The organism is Asticcacaulis sp. AC466, from assembly GCF_000495815.1.
GTDB lineage: Bacteria > Pseudomonadota > Alphaproteobacteria > Caulobacterales > Caulobacteraceae > Asticcacaulis.
Genome location: NZ_AWGE01000015.1, coordinates 66,342 through 81,901, shown reverse-complemented (window position 1 = coordinate 81,901; position 15,560 = coordinate 66,342). Strand labels below are relative to the sequence as shown.

Here is a 15,560-nt window from a genome sequence, read left to right as displayed (position 1 = left end):
TTCCTATTTTAGACCGAGGCCTTCTTCCACACCTAATACCAGATTGAGGTTTTGTACAGCAGCGCCGGACGCCCCCTTGCCCAGGTTGTCGAGCACGGCGACCAAACGCGCCTGTTGGCCAATTTCGTCACCGAAGACATGGATCAGAAGCTGATTGGTATCGTTCAGCATTTCCGGCTGAAGGTGCTTGGTGGCTTTGGATTCAGCCAGCGGTGCGACCGTAACAAAACGTTCCCCCTCATAGGCGGCGCTCAGCACCTCATGCAGCTTCGTAAGCTCCGGTTCGTCGGGCAGCGCCCACATCTGCAACGGCACTTCAACGATCATGCCTTGAGCATAGCGTCCAACGGCCGGCATAAAGACGGGTGGCGATTCCAGGCCGCCGTAGAAGGTCATTTCCGGCAGATGCTTATGATTCAGGTCGGTCTTGTAGATGCGGTAGTTGTCCGCCGTCGTGTTCTGTTCGAACTCGGCGATCATGGCCTTACCGCCGCCGGAATAGCCCGACACTGCGTTACAGGTCAGCGGCCAGAACGGCGGGATGATCCCTGCTTCAGCCAAGGGGCGAACGAGTGCGATGAAGCCCGTTGCATAGCAACCGGGATTGGTGATGCGCTTCGAGGCGCGGATTTCGTCGCGTTGTCCCTTGGCCATTTCAGCAAACCCATAGGTCCAGTCTTCGTCGGTGCGATGCGCGGTCGACGCATCGATGACGCGCGCGTCCGGATTTTCGATCAGCGAGACGGCTTCGCGCGCGGCGTCGTCCGGCAGGCACAGAATGACGGCGTCGGCGGAATTTAAGGCGCCTTTGCGCGCATCGGCGTCCTTGCGCTTGTCGTCACTGAGACGAATCAGTTCGATATCCGAACGCTTTTCCAGACGCTCGCGGATCTGCAGGCCCGTTGTACCGGCTTCGCCATCTATGAAAACTTTATGGGACATATCGAACTCCCTCAGGGACAAGGAACAAAAGAAAAAGCGCTCCGGTTTCCCGAAGCGCTTCTTGCATGAGTATGAAACCCGTGCGGATTAACGCTTCGAGAACTGGAAGGATTTACGAGCCTTGGCGCGGCCGTACTTCTTACGTTCAACGACGCGGCTGTCGCGGGTCAGGAAGCCAGCGGCCTTCAGGACGCCACGCAGGCCGGGTTCATAGTAGGTCAGCGCCTTGGACAGGCCGTGACGAATCGCGCCGGCCTGGCCGGACAAACCCGAACCCTGAACCGAAACAAAAACGTCGAATTGCGACGCACGCTCCGTCAGGTTGAGCGGCTGAGCGATCATCATGCGCAGAACGGGGCGTGCGAAATACACTTCCTGTTCACGGTCATTGATGATCCACTTGCCGGAGCCTGGCTTGATCCAGACGCGGGCGATGGCGTTCTTGCGCTTGCCGGTGGCATAGGCGCGGCCATACTTGTCGAGTTGCTGGACGCGGACGGCAGGCGCCTCGACCGGGTTCGACGACAGCGAAGCGAGGGCTTCGAGACCTTGAGCTTGTTCGGCCATAATTATGCGCTCCGGACGTTCTTGCGGTTCAACGCCTTGAAGTCGATGACTTCCGGCTGTTGAGCTTCGTGGGGATGGGCGGCGCCCGCGTAGATACGCAGGTTGGTCATTTGACCACGGGCCAGCGGGCTTTCCTTAGGCATCATGCGCTCAACAGCCTTGGTCAGGACGCGTTCCGGATACTTGCCGTTCAGCAGTTGACCGAGGGTACGCTGCTTGACGCCGCCGGGGTGGCCGGTGTGCCAGTAAAAGATCTCATTTTCCTTCTTGCCGGTCAGGTGAACCTTTTCGGCATTGATGACAATGATGTAATCGCCCGAGTCAACGTGCGGCGTGTAGGTAGGCAGGTGCTTGCCGCGAAGACGCATGGCGATGTACGAGGCCAGACGGCCGAGCACGGCGTCCTCGGCGTCGATCACGATCCACTTCTTCTCGACATCCGCGGGCTTCAGCGCCGCTGTCGTGGAGGTCAACATGATAAAATCCTTTGATTTCCGGCGAAAACAAGCTTCGCCAGACGAAGAGGGGCGTCATGTACATGAGGGGATACCGCGTGTCAATGTACATTTATTTCGACATATGCGTAAAGCCCTTTGATTTCATTGGCAAAATATCACTTGGTATTAAATTACCGCATTATTTTATGTCATAAAAACGTGACGCTACCATGCCATGGCGTAGATACACCCTAATCGTGAGGCAAACCATGCAACTGTCCCGCCGTCTACTGCTCAATGGCGCCTTGGCGACTTCTCTCGCCTTTACAGGCCTGGGTCGCCGCGCAGACGCAGCCGTGCGCGCCGAACCGACACGCGATCCGGGCTATCGCAGCGAGATAGAAGGATATGGCCCCCTACAGCCGGATCCAAAAGGCTTTATCGAACTGCCGGCCGGTTTTTCCTATCGCCTCTTTTCCACGGTTGGTGAGACCATGGGCGATGGCCTGCTGGTGCCGGGGCTGCATGACGGGATGTCCGCCTTCCCCCATGCCGACCCGGACAAGGTCGTCCTGGTTCGTAACCATGAGATCAAGCACACCGTTTACGGTATTGGGCCATTGGGGGAGACCTACCACCTGCTCGACAAGGTCGACAGGTCTCGGATCTACGATTTCGATAAGGCTGGGAAACCGCTCAGCGGCGGCACCACCACCCTCGTCTACAATATCAAAACGCAACAATTGGAAAGCCATCACCTGTCGCTGACCGGTACGTCCACCAATTGCGCCGGTGGCTCAACACCATGGGGCTCCTGGCTTTCGTGTGAAGAAACCACACAGGCAGCGGGCGACGGTGTTGAAAAGGACCATGGCTACGTCTTCGAAGTGCCTTCCGGCCACAAGGGCCTGATCGAACCCCAGCCCATCAAGGCTATGGGGCGGTTCAATCACGAAGCCGTGGCAATCGATCCGCGCACGGGCATCGTCTATATGACGGAGGACATGTCGGACGGCGCGTTCTATCGATACCTGCCCGCCGACACACGCGACCTGCACAAGGGCGGCCGCCTTCAGGCCTTGATGATCCGGGACGTCCCACGTGCGGCCACCAGCAACAAATATTCGAAACTGTGGCGTCAAGGCCAGACCTTCGCGGTGCGCTGGATTGATCTGAAGGATGTCGAAAGCCCGGATGACAGCCTGCGTACCCAAGCCTACCTGGCCGGCGCTGCACGCTTCTCACGCGGGGAAGGCATTCATTTCGGCGACGGCGAGCTCTATTTTGCCTGCACCTCCGGCGGCGAAAAAGCCTTTGGCCAGCTCATGCGCTACATCCCCAGCCCATACGAAGGCACTGACCGGGAAAGTGATGCGCCGGGCCAGATCGAGCTGTTTGTCGAATCCAGCGACCTGTCGGTGCTCGATTACGCCGACAACCTGACCGTGGCGCCGTGGGGACACCTCTATGTGTGCGAAGACCGGTACTCAGACATCCTGTACAACCATCTGCGCATCGTGACGCCGGACGGCAAGGTCACGACCTTTGCCCGCAATGTCGAAGGCCAGCATTCGGAATGGGCGGGCGTCACCTTCTCGCCCGACGGCTCTACCCTGTTCGCGAATATCCAGACCAATGGCGTGACGGTCGCCATTACCGGCCCGTGGAAGTCGTTTTCAACGCAGGCTATCTGAAGACGCGATCGGCGCGGGCGACCATCCACATCAGCCCGACCGCCAGCGCTACCAGACACGCCGCCACAAGCTGGTGCGCCAGAGCAAAACCGAGAGAAACGACGGTAACCAGGGTGGTGATTCCGAGAGCCGCCTGTATCCACACCCCCGTCGCCAGAACGGCCGATGACGTCTTCAGCCTGTCGTCATTGGTCTTTCGGGTAATCACCAAAGCAAAGGCCGTGACGAAGATAAGCAGCAGATAGGCGTTCATGCGGTGCACGAACTGGACTAGCCCCTGATCGTGCAGGAAGCTGTAACCGACCCCCTTGGTCCAGTCGACAGACGGAAAGATATGGCCATTCATCAGGGGCCAGTCGTTATATATAAGGCCGGCATTGTTGCCCGCGACAAGCGCACCCAACATGCACTGGACGAACACAACGGCCAGCAAAAAGCCCGTGGCGACTTTCCATCCGGTCGGCGCGCCGCGACCGCGCTTTTCGCCGTTCAACGCCTCAAGCGCCGTCCATATGGTGGTGCCCAGCAAAAGCAGGGCAAGCGACAGATGGGTCATCAACCGTTCAGGCGCGACCTCGACACGCTTCGACAGGCCGCTTGACACCATCCACCAGCCGACAGCCCCTTGCAGTCCAATCAATGCAATAAGCCCGGCACTGCGCCATATCAGGCGTTTGGGGATTTCTCGCATGGCCAGCAAAATAAGGAAGCCCAGCAGATAGATCACGCCCAGCAGACGGGCAATCAGACGATGCGCCCATTCCCACCAGTAAATGCCTTTGAACTGCTCCAGCTTCATATTCGGGTTAATCTGGCTGAACTGCGGAATTTTCTTGTAGCCAGCGAATTCCGCCTGCCAGGCCTGGTCGTTCATAGGCGGAATGACACCGGAAATCGGCTTCCATTCGGTAATCGACAGCCCAGACTCGGTCAGGCGCGTCGCGCCGCCGACAAAGACCATGGCGACAACCATAAATGCCGCAACGAACAACCATACCGCTACCAGCGGCGACCGAAGGGGAAGTCGCACTTTACGCCTCATTCTCAATCTAACCTTCAGGCTATGGCCGACGCAAATCCTTGCCGTACCGTGCAAGACACGATAACTAAAGGTCATCCGCCGCTTCGCCCGCGTCGTGATTTGCCCACACGGGCCCTATCAATTCAAGCGCTTTGCCGAAGAAAAAAGGCCAAAGAAAGGACTACCAAAGCTATGACGGCCGAGAACTACATCCTGGCGACGCTGGCTGGCTTCCTTATAGGATGGATCGCCAATGCCATGAGCAAAAGCCGTTTCAGCTTTCCCATCAACGTGTTCATCGCCATTTTCGGCGCGATTTTGCTCAACTTTTTTGTTCAAACCTCCGAAAAGCTCGACGATCACTTTTTCTCGATCTTGATGGTTTCTCTTGTGGGCAGTTCCGTTCTCCTTGGGCTCTTCCATCTGACCCGCATGCTTGAGCGCCGGTGATGTCAGACAATCCGCCAAAAGGCCTGAGCCTGCCGCAACGCCGTGCGATCGCCTGCGTCGGCATTGTCGTCTTTCTGGTTGTCTACGTCGTGGCCATTACGTCTCTGGCTGGGGTGCTTCATGGCGGTAAGATAACCGCACTGATCTTCTACGCACTGGCCGGCACACTGTGGGGTGTGCCCATTATCCCCCTTATTTCGTGGTCCGAAAATTACAAGGGAAAGAAAAAATCCAAATGAGCGATACACCCCTTGCCTCCCCCCCTGCGCCCGATGCGCCGCCCCCGATGGTCAAGCCCATGACCAAGACCCGGCTGGAAGCGTTCAGCGATGGCGTCGTAGCCATCATCATCACCATCATGGTGCTGGAACTTCATACCCCCGACAGCGTGTCCATCGACGCGCTACTCCATATTCTGCCGACGTTTTTACTCTACGCGCTGAGCTTCATCTATGTCGGCATTTACTGGAACAACCATCACCACCTGCTTCATGCCACCCAGCGGATCAATGGCGCGACCTTATGGGCCAATTCCCACCTGCTCTTCTGGCTGTCCCTGGTGCCGTTCAGCACACGCTGGATGGGCGAAAGCGATTTTGCGACCATCCCTACCGCCTTCTATGGCTTTACCCTGCTAATGCCCAGTATAGCCTATTATATTCTGGTGCGCGTCCTGATTGCCTGCAACGGCCAGAACAGTATTCTCACGACGGCTATTGGCAAGGACGTAAAGGGGATGATTTCGACGGGCCTATATATTGCGGGTATCGCCCTCACCTTCTGGAATAGCTTTGCCGGTCTGGCCTGCTACGTCGCCGTGGCTCTGATCTGGCTGGTGCCCGACCGGCGCATAGAGCACGATTAGTCACCGCCGCCACATCCGCCTCCGCACCCCGACCCGCAACCGGAGCTGCCTCCGCATCCGCTGTGGCCGCCGCCGCCGCAGCTTCCGCAGCCGGAGCCCGAGCCTGAGCCGGAGCCGGAGCCGGAGCCGGAGCCTCCGCGACGGTCTTTTGCCTGAATCTGGATGGCCAACATCATGGCCAACAGCGCGATCAGTCCCTGACTGACAGCGGCGTCAACGGCGCCCCCAGCCAGTTGACTGAGCAAAGCCTCGAGCTTGGGGCTCAACCAAAACTCGGCAAAAGCGATCATGAAGGTCGCCAGTATGACAAAGCCAACAAAACCGTGCTTTAGGATCTTCGCCATATTAAGCGCACAGACGACGAGTCCCAGAAGCGCAAAGACGGCCCATACGATTGGTCCCTGCACGGTCGAGACAGGTATGGCCATCTCGCACCCCGCCAGGACGAGCGGTCCGGTGAGAGACAGGCATAAAAAAACCTGCCGTTTGGGCAGGATGATGTGATCGTCAGGATTTAGGAGAATGGGCGGCGGCGCATTAAACCGCGTCACCTCATCTGGCCACAGCCGCGGTGGCGGCACGCCGAACTCCTTCTCATAGTGCAGCAGGGTATCACGGTAGCATCCCAGGTACTTATCGGCCTCTTTGCTGCCGCCGCGCGTCGGACCATGATGGATATCACGCCCAAGCGTCTCAGTGCAAAAACGCCCCCAGTAGTCACGTGTATAGAGAAGGTGGAGATGCCAGACCGCGTCAATCTCTTCCGAGGGCGTAAGCACCGTGCCGGAGACGCAAACCAGATATATAAATCGCTTATATTCAGCGATGGCCGACAGGGCAGAGGCAAGGGACCAGCCATTGTCTCGCGCCAACCGGCGGCTAAACGGAAACGCTGCATCAGCGTTGTCCAGTTCGTAGGCGTTTATGGCCTGCCAAAGGGCCGTATTTGATACCATTCAGTCTCCTCAATTATGTTTCATTGTGCTGTATTCCAGCAAGGAGATAGTATCATTTGTATATAACACTTTTGCGACAAGCAAAAACAGCGTGGGCCGAAAAGCCCACGCTGTTTTTGTTTAAATGGTCGGAGCGACAGGATTCGAACCTGCGACCCCTTGACCCCCAGTCAAGTGCGCTACCAGGCTGCGCCACGCTCCGTCCAATTTCGCAAGTAACGGCAAGACCGCCCCTTGGAGAGGGCGGCTTATAGAGGCGAAACCGCCCCCCCGCAATCCCCAAAAGGCATATTTCCAAAGAAATCTTGGGACCATTTCCAAAAGCGGTGGCGCATCAGCGGAAGCGACGCGCACCCACGTCACGATCGACGGCCAGCCTTGCCAATCTGACGTCCAAGCGTCGCCTGTGCGTCTTCCAACGCCTTGGCGATGTTGAGGAAGCTTTCGCGCATCTCACTCGAAAGACCCATGGTCGGAACGATATCCGTTCTTACAAAAACCGGCTGGCCGACGCCGGCTGCGTCTTCGACCGCGATCTCTTCGCGCGACACGAGCCCCTGTTCCGTAGCAACCGCCTCGCCCAGACCCGTTGGTTTCAGAATAGCCTTTTGGCCATGTTCCTTGAACAGATTCTGGACGCCGCGAATCGTATAGCCACGGTCATAGAGCAACGTTTTTATGCCTTGCAGCAGGTCGATATCCTGCGGCCGGTAAAACCGGCGGCCGCCAGCCCGCTTGGTCGGACGGATGAAGGTAAACTTGGTTTCCCAGAAACGCAGAACATGTTGAGGCACGCCCAATGCGTCGGCGGCTTCAGAAATGGTCCGTAAGGCTAAAGGCCCCTTATTCACCGGTACGCTACTCCGTGGTTACTCATGGGGGTTACTCATGGGTGCCGGCATCGACGCGGGCCTTGACAATCTGAGAGGCGCGGAACGAAATCACCTTGCGCGGATCGATAGCGGCAGGTTTGCCCGTCTTAGGGTTACGGCCGACACGTGCATTTTTTTCACGCACCTGAAAAACGCCGAAGCCTGAGAGCTTGACCGTATCGCCGCGCTCCAGCGCTTCAACCACGAGATCAAGCGTGCGTTCGACGATCGCAGCGCATTCCTGACGTGGCAAACCGAGTTCGTTGTGCACGTCTTCGAAGAGTTCAGCCCGCGTCAAGGTCTGCGTTTTCATGGTGTTTATGCCCCGTCCGTTGAATGGTTGCACCAATTACAGACACAAGCATGCCGCAAATTACCGTTTGCGTCAAAGGGTTATAGCGAAGTGATGATAAAAAACCTGAATCCGACGGATCAAATGCCACCTACAGCCGAATCGCCGCCGCGCCCCAGGTCAGACCACCGCCAAGCGCTTCAATCAGAACCAGGTCGCCCGGCTTGACGCGGCCGTCCTGCACGCCAACATACCAGGCGAGCGGAATGGAGGCTGCCGAGGTATTGGCATGCTGCGCTACGGTCGATATGACTTTCGTCTCATCCAGACCGAGCCGTTCCGCGACACCGTTCAGGATGCGTTGATTGGCCTGATGCGGAATGAACCAGTCAATATCGGCAATCTCCAAATTGGATTTTTCCACAGCCGCTTCAACAGCTTGAGATATCTTCTGCACGGCCTGCTTAAAGACCTGGTTGCCTTGCATACGGATCTTTCCAATACGGTTTTCCGCTTCGAAAGTCCCGCCATCAACATAGAGCAGATCCACCTTCGACCCGTCGCAGCGAAGATCAAAACCAAGTATGCCCCTGTCGGTCTTACTGCCCGCACCTTCGACAGGCTCAAGCACCACCGCACCGGCGCCGTCGCCGAACAGGATACAGGTCCCGCGATCAGAATAGTCTAGCAACTGGCTCATGGCTTCGGCGCCGATGACCAGCACACATTTTGACAGACCGCGCGCCACGAAACCATCGGCCACGCTTAGGGCGTAGACAAAGCCCGAACAGACCGCCTGCACATCGAACGCCGGACAGGTCGGCGCGCCCAGCTTATGCTGCACGATGGATGCCGTAGATGGAAACGGCATATCAGGCGTCGTCGTCGCTACGATGATCAGATCGACATCAGCCACTGTCTTGCCCGCCGCCGCCAGGGCCACCTTGGCGGCTTCTACCGCCATATCGGACGTCTTCATCCCGGCATCGACCTTGTGGCGCTGGCGTATGCCGGTGCGCTCAACGATCCATGCATCAGACGTGTCTACCGTCTTGGCGAAATCGTCGTTGGAAACCACCGTTTCAGGCAGGAATCCGCCGACCCCGGTGACCGCCGATCTTAACACACCCATCTAGTTTACCTTATTGCCCGCGGCTTCCAATTGGCTGGCGGCCGGCTTATCCCCTATATTTGTCTCCGTGGCGGCTGCGGCAATAGCCGCCTGTTCCGCCTCATCGATGCTTTGGGAGAATTGCTTCAAAGACTCGATGATGTCACGTTCATACCCACTGGCGGCGAGTGATAGGCCTACCTTGATAGCGTTGGAGAAGGCGCGGGCATCAGCGCCGCCATGACTTTTGATAACAATGCCCTTTAGTCCAAGCAAGGGACCACCGTTGCCCGCCGCCGGATCTATCCGCTTGGCCATGGCCTTTAGTGCCGGACCGGCCACCAGGGCGCCCAACATTGCCAGGGGCGAGGATTTAAAAGCCTCTTTAAGCAGGTCTTTAATAAACCGCGCTGTGCCTTCGGCCGTCTTCAGCGCCACATTCCCGGTAAAACCATCTGTGACAACCACGTCCACCGTGCCGGCGCACAGGTCGGTGCCTTCGACGAAGCCGTGATAGTTCAACCCCAGGGTATTTTCGCGCAACAGCTTGTGCGCTTCGCGCACCTCTTCGTGGCCCTTTACGTCCTCTGAACCCACATTCAAAAGACCTATGGATGGCTTTTCAACGCCGCGTACGGCGCGATGGAAGGCCGCGCCCATCAGGGCGAATTCGATCAACTGGCGGGCGTCGGAGGTGACATTGGCGCCGACATCAAGCACCGTTCCAAAACCCTTTTTGTTGGGCCAAGAACAACCGATGGCTGGACGTTCCAGATCGTCAGTCATCATTTTGAGTATCATTTTCGACAAGGCCATCAAAGCGCCGGTATTGCCCGCCGATATGACCGCCCTCGCCTCACCAGATTTCACCGCGTTAATGGCATTGGCCAGGCTAGTGTTGCGGCGCCGAATCGCCTGGGCGGGCTTTTCGTCCATGGCGACACACTGGTCCGTATGCACGACCACGGAACGTGCCTTAAGTTTAGGAAGGCGCGCCAGTTCGGCATTGATGCGTGCCTCATCACCATGCAGTTGAAAAAACAAATCCGGTCGCTCGTCCAAGACGAGCCCGGCGCCGCAAACGGTTACAGCCGGACCATGATCGCCGCCCATGGCGTCAATCGCAATCACCAGCGCATCTTTAGGTACAGGAGAAATGAGAGGTTCCTCGGTTGTCGTCACGGACTTATCTGACCTCACTTAAACTTCTCACAAGACGCAGGCGCGAGCGGCGGACGATAGCGCGAGTTCGCAACTATGCAAGCCCTATCATAAGCGCACATAAGGCTATTCATCACGTTTCAGTTTGGCGAGAACGGCAAACGGCGACGGTTCCTTCTCGACTTCCGGCTCTTGGAATACGACCCCCGGCTTGCGAGCGAACGGGTCGTAAGCCTCGCCCAGTGCCTCGATAACATATTGCCCCAGATCGATTTGGCCGTTTTCGATGACATCCGGTTCGTCGAGATCGTCCAACGTGAATTCATGCGCGCCGATCTCGGCGACTTCGTCCGTTACCCGGCCCTTTTCGATACAATCAATAGTGAGGTCAGCGGCTATGGGATGGCTGAACGGCTCAAGGGAGACGCCACATTCCTGAGTGACGGCGCCTGTCAGTTTCAGGGTGACTTGCACCATAGGCTTATCGCTTGGGGCAGATCGGGTTTCAATCTCAGCCGTTAAACTGTCAAGCGACACCATGCCGAAACCCTTGGCAATCGCGGCCCGGCGCGCATCATCCGCCACCAGTTCGATTTTCATTCCCTTGAGCGCCTGATCGAAGCGCACGCGATGCTCCCACAGATTTTCTTCGATATCATGCTGGTCCATTTACGCATCTCCACTGGTAATTATGGTCTCGGCCGAGTCCTCGGCAATTTCAAGCGCTGCTGGCGCAGGCCAGCTTATGCGCCCCGCCAGCGTGTCATCAACGCGAAAGGCGTCATAGGCGTTCTGAGCATAGATGGCAAAGGCCTGGGCGCGTTCAAGGACGGCCGCGGATATAGCATCCTGGGCGCCCTCGCCCTCCGTCTCGCCGGAATAGTCGCTGCCCGCAAAGATTGTTCGGGCGGCATAGTCCGCCTCGGCGCCCAATCCCGCCCCATCACGCCACAGATCGTCCCAGTGCTTCATGCGGGTGTAGATCACCAGACCCAGCTTTTTCATCCGCTTCGGTACGGCCAGATCACCGACACCTTGTTCGCGAAGCGTCGAATCAAGCGCCAGCAAAAACGCGTCGAACAGATGCTGGGCCGTGTCACGCGCCTGCTCCGTCCTCGGGTCATCGGCGGGCAAAGATTTCAGCCGCGTCACAACCAGACCGACGTGAAACGTCAAAAGCTCGAAACGAGCGCCGATGGCGTCGTCGATGCCGTAATCGACATAGAAGACCGGCAGACGCGCCTGCGTCACGCAAGCGGCGTACAGGCGATCACCAATCAGCTTAACCGGTCGCGGTTTGAAGACGGATTTGAGTTTATCCAAAAGGGGTTGCATATCTCATCCTCGCCGTCGCAAAAGCCGCCTTGAAAACAGGCGCATCCGGGTTACGGCCGGGGCAAAAAATTTCACTATTCATGGCCATGTTTAGGCCTTAAGCTTGCCGTAAGCCTAAATTCCCTATAGGTCAAATGCGTTCGTTTACTAAACAGGATATTCATGCGCCTGCCTACTCTTAAGACCAGTCTGGTAATCGCTGGCGTTTCGGCCCTGGCCCTCATGGTCCAGGCGTGCGCGCCGACCATGACGCACCATGGCTACCTGTCCCACGACGCCAAGCCCTCCACAGACATCAAGGTTGGCGATACGCAAGCCGTGGTGCTCGACAAGCTGGGCGCACCGTCCCAGACGTCGATCTACAATCCGTCGGAATGGTACTATATCGACCAGACGTCGATGAAAATGACCTACAAACAGTCGCGCGTGACGTCGCGCTCGGTGACAGTGGTCAATTTCGATACCGGCACCCAGACGGTGACAGCGGTGAAGACGCTGTCGCTCGCTGATGGCCGCGACCTGACACCGAACCCCAACAAAACGCCAACCCGCGGCCGGTCCCTCACCGCTCTGGAGCAGGTACTGGGCACCGTCGGCCATCAACGCCTCAGCAACGATCAGGATCGCAACCCCGGCAACAACCGCCGCCGCGAATAGTTCCTGCCTATACCCAATATAAAAGCCCGCCAGTTGCCTGGCGGGCTTTTTGTTAGAGTGCTTTCCGAAAAGTGTGACGCACTTTTCGGATAAAAAACCGTGTAAAGCAAAGAAATAGAGCGCCGATCTGATTCCGTCAGATCGGCGATCTATACTGGCCCTCTGGCGATCAACCGTGAGCCATGACCGCGAGCATGAGCAAGGCCACGATGTTGGTGATCTTGATCATCGGATTGACAGCAGGACCAGCCGTATCCTTATAAGGATCGCCAACCGTATCCCCGGTAACAGACGCCTTATGCGCTTCAGAGCCTTTGTGATGGACCACGCCATCCTTATCCTTGAAACCGTCTTCAAACGATTTCTTGGCATTGTCCCATGCGCCGCCGCCAGAGGTCATGGATATGGCGACGAAGATGCCGGTAACGATGACACCAAGCAGCATGGCGCCCAGCGCTTCAAACGCCGGCACCGCGCCGCCCAGTTTGTAGACGACAACGAACAGAACGATCGGCGACAGGACCGGCAACAAGGATGGAACGATCATTTCGCGGATCGCCGCCTTGGTCAGCATGTCCACTGCCCGGGCGTAGTTCGGTTTCGACGTGCCGGCCATGATACCTGGGTCTTCGCGGAACTGCTTGCGCACTTCCTCTACCACCGCCTGCGCGGCCTTGCCGACCGCCGTCATACCCATGCCGCCGAACAGATAGGGCAGCAGGCCGCCGATCAGCAGGCCGATGACGACCCACGGTGACGATAGCGAGAAGGTGAGATCGCCCAGACCGTCAAAGAACGAACCCGGCGTCGCGTGGGCCGCAAAATATTTCAGGTCCGACGTATAGGCGGCGAAGAGGACAAGCGCCCCCAGACCGGCCGAACCGATGGCATAGCCCTTGGTGACGGCCTTGGTGGTGTTGCCGACCGCATCGAGTGCATCGGTGGTATGACGCACTTCCTTGTCCAGACCCGCCATTTCGGCAATGCCACCCGCATTGTCGGTAACCGGGCCAAAGGCATCGAGGGCCACAATCATCCCCGCCAAGGCCAGCATGGTGGTGGTGGCGATGGCGATCCCGAAGAGCCCCGCCAGCATATAACAGCTGATGATGCCGGCGACGATGATCAGGGCCGGTATAGCCGTGGATTCCATGGAAACGGCCAGCCCCTGGATGACGTTCGTCCCGTGCCCGGTGACCGAAGCCTGGGCAATAGAGACGACTGGACGCTTGCCTGTGCCGGTATAGTATTCGGTCACAACGATAAAGCCCGCCGTCACCGCCAACCCGACCATGCCGCACCAGAAGAGGGTCATGCCGGTAAAGGTGAAGGTCGTGCCTGCCGCCGTATAGGAGAAGGGCGTATCGAGACCCAGACCATCCATGTATTTGATGACGCCGCCGACGGCGATAATGGACATCAGGCCGGTGGCGATCAATCCCTTGTACAACGCCCCCATGATGTTCTGGCTCTTACCCAGACGAACAAAGAAGGTGCCGGCGATAGAGGTGAAGATGCAAACGGCGCAGATGACCAGCGGCAATAGCATCATGGTGTTCACATACGGCGTGTCACCGAAGAATATGGCTGCCAGAACCATGGTGGCGACCGTTGTCACCGCATAGGTTTCGAACAAATCGGCCGCCATACCGGCGCAATCGCCAACATTGTCGCCGACGTTATCGGCGATGGTCGCCGGGTTACGGGGATCGTCTTCCGGTATGCCGGCCTCGACCTTACCAACCATGTCACCGCCGACATCCGCGCCCTTGGTGAAGATGCCGCCGCCGAGGCGGGCGAAAATCGAAATCAGGGAGGCGCCGAAACCAAGGCTGACCAGAGCGTTGATCAGTTCACGGTCATGCGCGCCCAGTTTCAGTACTTCGGTCAGATAGGCATAGTAGCCTGACACGCCGAGAAGGGCACCACCAGCGACGAACAGGCCGGTGACAGCACCGGCGCTGAAAGCCAGCTTGAGGCCCTTTTGCAGGCTTTCCGAAGCGGCCTGAGCTGTCCGGACGTTTGCCCTTACCGATATCAGCATACCGGCATAACCAGCTGCACCCGACAGGAGCGCGCCGATGGCAAATCCGATAGCGGATAAGGCGCCGAGCTTCCAGAAGGCCAGGACAAAGATAACGACGCCCACAAGGGCGATGGTGGTATACTGACGCTTGAGATATGCCGCAGCCCCTTCCTGGATTGCCGCGGCGATTTCCTGCATTCGCGCATTACCCGCGCTGGCCTTCATCAGATTGAGGGTCTGAATGACGCCATACAGCAGGCCAAGTATGCCGGCCGCAATCGCCAGCATCAAAGCAATATTCATAGTGTAACCCCTGTATCTTTATATGTAAGGAGTGTCGCTAACCTGCCACCCCCGCTCTAGGAGTCAAAAAACAGGACAAATTCAGAGCCTTATTTTCTGACAGGGGCAAAGAGTGCCTTATGTTTATCTGAGTTTCAAGCGAAGATGAGCGCACAACCCATTATATTTCAAAGACTTTTACGTCGTGAATGCTGCATTGCAGAGCCACGAATACTTATCTTATGAAAATTCAGGAAGTTAGGATGTAATGCAGCGCAACAACCTGTGCAGCTTGCGGCATAATGTTATCTGGGATGCCGTTTAGGGCTCTGAGAGACGATATCGATCGAGGTAATCATACCCGCCCCGGTGATCTTGCTCCACTCGGGGGTCATCACCTGCTTGAAGCGGGCCTCGTCCAGGAGGTCATCGCGCTTGGCCTGGGCGAAAGACACACGGGACGACACGCGTACCAATGTGTCACGGAAATAGGGTTCCATATCCCGCATCTTGGCCTCGTTCGCCTTGGGGCTGAGATTTATCTTGATGCTGAGAAAGATGTAGTTGACCACCTTGCCGTCGACCGTGACCGGAATGCCGATGGCTCCCAGTTGTACGGAAGGCGCCGAAGCCGCCTTCCCTTCCTTGCCCTCGCCACTACTCGCCTGTACCGGCAGAGCCAAGGCGCAACCGATGATCAAACCGCTAAGGCCGCAGAAGAGCGCACGTTTATCGATCAGGTTCGTCATTTCGCCAAAATTTCCAAAACACGATTTGGTGCCGCCAAACCGTTTATAGCCCTTCGAAACGCAGGGACCGGTGCTCGAGAAATTAGCCGTAAATGGTTGATAAAGACAAAACCCTCCGGTGAACCGGAGGGCTTCGCATCCTC

Annotated in this window: 18 protein-coding genes and 1 tRNA gene; 5 read left to right on the top strand and 14 right to left on the bottom strand. The window is 57.4% G+C overall.

Annotated features, from left to right (window positions below):
- Positions 1-3: 3 nt before the first annotated feature.
- The 3 genes from argC to rplM form a co-directional block, all read right to left on the bottom strand.
- Positions 4-942 (bottom strand): N-acetyl-gamma-glutamyl-phosphate reductase, encoded by a 939-nt coding sequence (gene argC, locus AEAC466_RS37665; RefSeq protein ID WP_023459086.1) that lies wholly within the window; start codon positions 940-942, stop codon positions 4-6.
- Positions 943-1,029: 87 nt separating this feature from the next.
- A complete protein-coding gene (rpsI, locus tag AEAC466_RS37660; protein WP_023459085.1) occupies positions 1,030-1,509 on the bottom strand; it encodes a 30S ribosomal protein S9 in 480 nt (159 codons plus the stop codon).
- Positions 1,510-1,511: 2 nt separating this feature from the next.
- Positions 1,512-1,985 (bottom strand): 50S ribosomal protein L13, encoded by a 474-nt coding sequence (gene rplM, locus AEAC466_RS37655; RefSeq protein ID WP_023459084.1) that lies wholly within the window; start codon positions 1,983-1,985, stop codon positions 1,512-1,514.
- 230 nt (positions 1,986-2,215) lie between these two features.
- Here rplM and AEAC466_RS37650 point away from each other — a divergent pair, with 230 nt between their 5' ends.
- Entirely contained in the window at positions 2,216-3,640 is a 1,425-nt protein-coding gene (locus tag AEAC466_RS37650; RefSeq protein WP_023459083.1) for an alkaline phosphatase PhoX, read from the top strand.
- Here the strand turns inward: AEAC466_RS37650 and AEAC466_RS37645 are convergent.
- Positions 3,633-4,670 carry a COX15/CtaA family protein gene (locus AEAC466_RS37645; RefSeq protein WP_369794529.1) on the bottom strand — a complete coding sequence of 346 codons (1,038 nt, stop codon included), beginning with the start codon at positions 4,668-4,670 and terminating at the stop codon, positions 3,633-3,635. The two genes, AEAC466_RS37650 and AEAC466_RS37645, sit on opposite strands and share 8 nt — an antisense overlap.
- 183 nt (positions 4,671-4,853) lie before the next feature.
- Here AEAC466_RS37645 and AEAC466_RS37640 point away from each other — a divergent pair, with 183 nt between their 5' ends.
- From AEAC466_RS37640 to AEAC466_RS37630, 3 genes are read left to right on the top strand one after another with little or no spacing between them, the layout of a single operon-like run.
- Positions 4,854-5,111 (top strand): hypothetical protein, encoded by a 258-nt coding sequence (locus tag AEAC466_RS37640; protein ID WP_023459081.1) that lies wholly within the window; start codon positions 4,854-4,856, stop codon positions 5,109-5,111.
- A complete protein-coding gene (locus tag AEAC466_RS37635; RefSeq protein ID WP_023459080.1) occupies positions 5,111-5,350 on the top strand; it encodes a DUF2842 domain-containing protein in 240 nt (79 codons plus the stop codon). The genes AEAC466_RS37640 and AEAC466_RS37635 overlap by 1 nt, the downstream gene beginning before the upstream one ends.
- A complete protein-coding gene (locus AEAC466_RS37630) occupies positions 5,347-5,976 on the top strand; it encodes a TMEM175 family protein (RefSeq protein ID WP_023459079.1) in 630 nt (209 codons plus the stop codon). Before AEAC466_RS37635 ends, AEAC466_RS37630 begins: the two co-directional genes overlap by 4 nt.
- Here the strand turns inward: AEAC466_RS37630 and AEAC466_RS37625 are convergent.
- The 8 genes from AEAC466_RS37625 to AEAC466_RS43850 form a co-directional block, all read right to left on the bottom strand.
- Positions 5,973-6,932, bottom strand: coding sequence for a glycine-rich domain-containing protein (locus tag AEAC466_RS37625; protein ID WP_023459078.1), 960 nt, complete (start codon positions 6,930-6,932; stop codon positions 5,973-5,975). The genes AEAC466_RS37630 and AEAC466_RS37625 overlap by 4 nt on opposite strands.
- Positions 6,933-7,057: 125 nt before the next feature.
- A tRNA-Pro gene (locus tag AEAC466_RS37620) sits at positions 7,058-7,134 on the bottom strand.
- A 157-nt stretch (positions 7,135-7,291) separates the two neighbouring features.
- Positions 7,292-7,783, bottom strand: a complete 492-nt coding sequence (locus AEAC466_RS37615; protein WP_081714672.1) for a MerR family transcriptional regulator — start codon at positions 7,781-7,783, stop codon at positions 7,292-7,294.
- 31 nt (positions 7,784-7,814) lie between these two features.
- The gene (locus AEAC466_RS37610) at positions 7,815-8,117 is read right to left on the bottom strand and encodes an integration host factor subunit alpha (RefSeq protein WP_023459076.1); all 303 of its coding nucleotides are present in this window, start codon (positions 8,115-8,117) and stop codon (positions 7,815-7,817) included.
- A gap of 130 nt (positions 8,118-8,247) precedes the next feature.
- Positions 8,248-9,228: a beta-ketoacyl-ACP synthase III gene (locus AEAC466_RS37605; protein ID WP_023459075.1), complete on the bottom strand. Its 981-nt coding sequence runs from the start codon at positions 9,226-9,228 to the stop codon at positions 8,248-8,250.
- On the bottom strand, positions 9,229-10,338 hold the full coding sequence (gene plsX / locus AEAC466_RS37600; protein ID WP_023459074.1) for a phosphate acyltransferase PlsX: 1,110 nt from the start codon (positions 10,336-10,338) through the stop codon (positions 9,229-9,231).
- 156 nt (positions 10,339-10,494) lie between these two features.
- The gene (locus AEAC466_RS37595; RefSeq protein WP_023459073.1) at positions 10,495-11,037 is read right to left on the bottom strand and encodes a YceD family protein; all 543 of its coding nucleotides are present in this window, start codon (positions 11,035-11,037) and stop codon (positions 10,495-10,497) included.
- Positions 11,038-11,703 (bottom strand): ubiquinol-cytochrome C chaperone family protein, encoded by a 666-nt coding sequence (locus tag AEAC466_RS43850; RefSeq protein ID WP_023459072.1) that lies wholly within the window; start codon positions 11,701-11,703, stop codon positions 11,038-11,040.
- 162 nt (positions 11,704-11,865) lie between these two features.
- Here AEAC466_RS43850 and bamE point away from each other — a divergent pair, with 162 nt between their 5' ends.
- Entirely contained in the window at positions 11,866-12,360 is a 495-nt protein-coding gene (bamE, locus tag AEAC466_RS37585; RefSeq protein WP_023459071.1) for an outer membrane protein assembly factor BamE domain-containing protein, read from the top strand.
- A gap of 169 nt (positions 12,361-12,529) precedes the next feature.
- On the opposite strand, the gene AEAC466_RS37580 is transcribed toward bamE, so the two are convergent.
- Positions 12,530-14,689 carry a sodium-translocating pyrophosphatase gene (locus AEAC466_RS37580; RefSeq protein WP_023459070.1) on the bottom strand — a complete coding sequence of 720 codons (2,160 nt, stop codon included), beginning with the start codon at positions 14,687-14,689 and terminating at the stop codon, positions 12,530-12,532.
- Between the two features lie 284 nt (positions 14,690-14,973).
- Positions 14,974-15,417 (bottom strand): hypothetical protein, encoded by a 444-nt coding sequence (locus AEAC466_RS37575; protein ID WP_023459069.1) that lies wholly within the window; start codon positions 15,415-15,417, stop codon positions 14,974-14,976.
- Positions 15,418-15,560 lie beyond the last annotated feature (143 nt).

Excerpts from the sequence above, each read along its gene's own strand:
- AEAC466_RS37605 (WP_023459075.1), bottom strand. The coding sequence starts at position 9,228 with ATGGGTGTGTTAAGATCGGCGGTCACCGGGGTCGGCGGATTCCTGCCT.
- AEAC466_RS37580 (WP_023459070.1), bottom strand. The coding sequence starts at position 14,689 with ATGAATATTGCTTTGATGCTGGCGATTGCGGCCGGCATACTTGGCCTG.
- AEAC466_RS37640 (WP_023459081.1), top strand. The coding sequence starts at position 4,854 with ATGACGGCCGAGAACTACATCCTGGCGACGCTGGCTGGCTTCCTTATA.
- rpsI (WP_023459085.1), bottom strand. The coding sequence starts at position 1,509 with ATGGCCGAACAAGCTCAAGGTCTCGAAGCCCTCGCTTCGCTGTCGTCG.
- AEAC466_RS37635 (WP_023459080.1), top strand. The coding sequence starts at position 5,111 with ATGTCAGACAATCCGCCAAAAGGCCTGAGCCTGCCGCAACGCCGTGCG.
- AEAC466_RS37575 (WP_023459069.1), bottom strand. The coding sequence starts at position 15,417 with ATGACGAACCTGATCGATAAACGTGCGCTCTTCTGCGGCCTTAGCGGT.
- AEAC466_RS37595 (WP_023459073.1), bottom strand. The coding sequence starts at position 11,037 with ATGGACCAGCATGATATCGAAGAAAATCTGTGGGAGCATCGCGTGCGC.
- AEAC466_RS37630 (WP_023459079.1), top strand. The coding sequence starts at position 5,347 with ATGAGCGATACACCCCTTGCCTCCCCCCCTGCGCCCGATGCGCCGCCC.
- AEAC466_RS43850 (WP_023459072.1), bottom strand. The coding sequence starts at position 11,703 with ATGCAACCCCTTTTGGATAAACTCAAATCCGTCTTCAAACCGCGACCG.
- AEAC466_RS37610 (WP_023459076.1), bottom strand. The coding sequence starts at position 8,117 with ATGAAAACGCAGACCTTGACGCGGGCTGAACTCTTCGAAGACGTGCAC.
- argC (WP_023459086.1), bottom strand. The coding sequence starts at position 942 with ATGTCCCATAAAGTTTTCATAGATGGCGAAGCCGGTACAACGGGCCTG.
- AEAC466_RS37625 (WP_023459078.1), bottom strand. The coding sequence starts at position 6,932 with ATGGTATCAAATACGGCCCTTTGGCAGGCCATAAACGCCTACGAACTG.
- rplM (WP_023459084.1), bottom strand. The coding sequence starts at position 1,985 with ATGTTGACCTCCACGACAGCGGCGCTGAAGCCCGCGGATGTCGAGAAG.
- bamE (WP_023459071.1), top strand. The coding sequence starts at position 11,866 with ATGCGCCTGCCTACTCTTAAGACCAGTCTGGTAATCGCTGGCGTTTCG.
- AEAC466_RS37650 (WP_023459083.1), top strand. The coding sequence starts at position 2,216 with ATGCAACTGTCCCGCCGTCTACTGCTCAATGGCGCCTTGGCGACTTCT.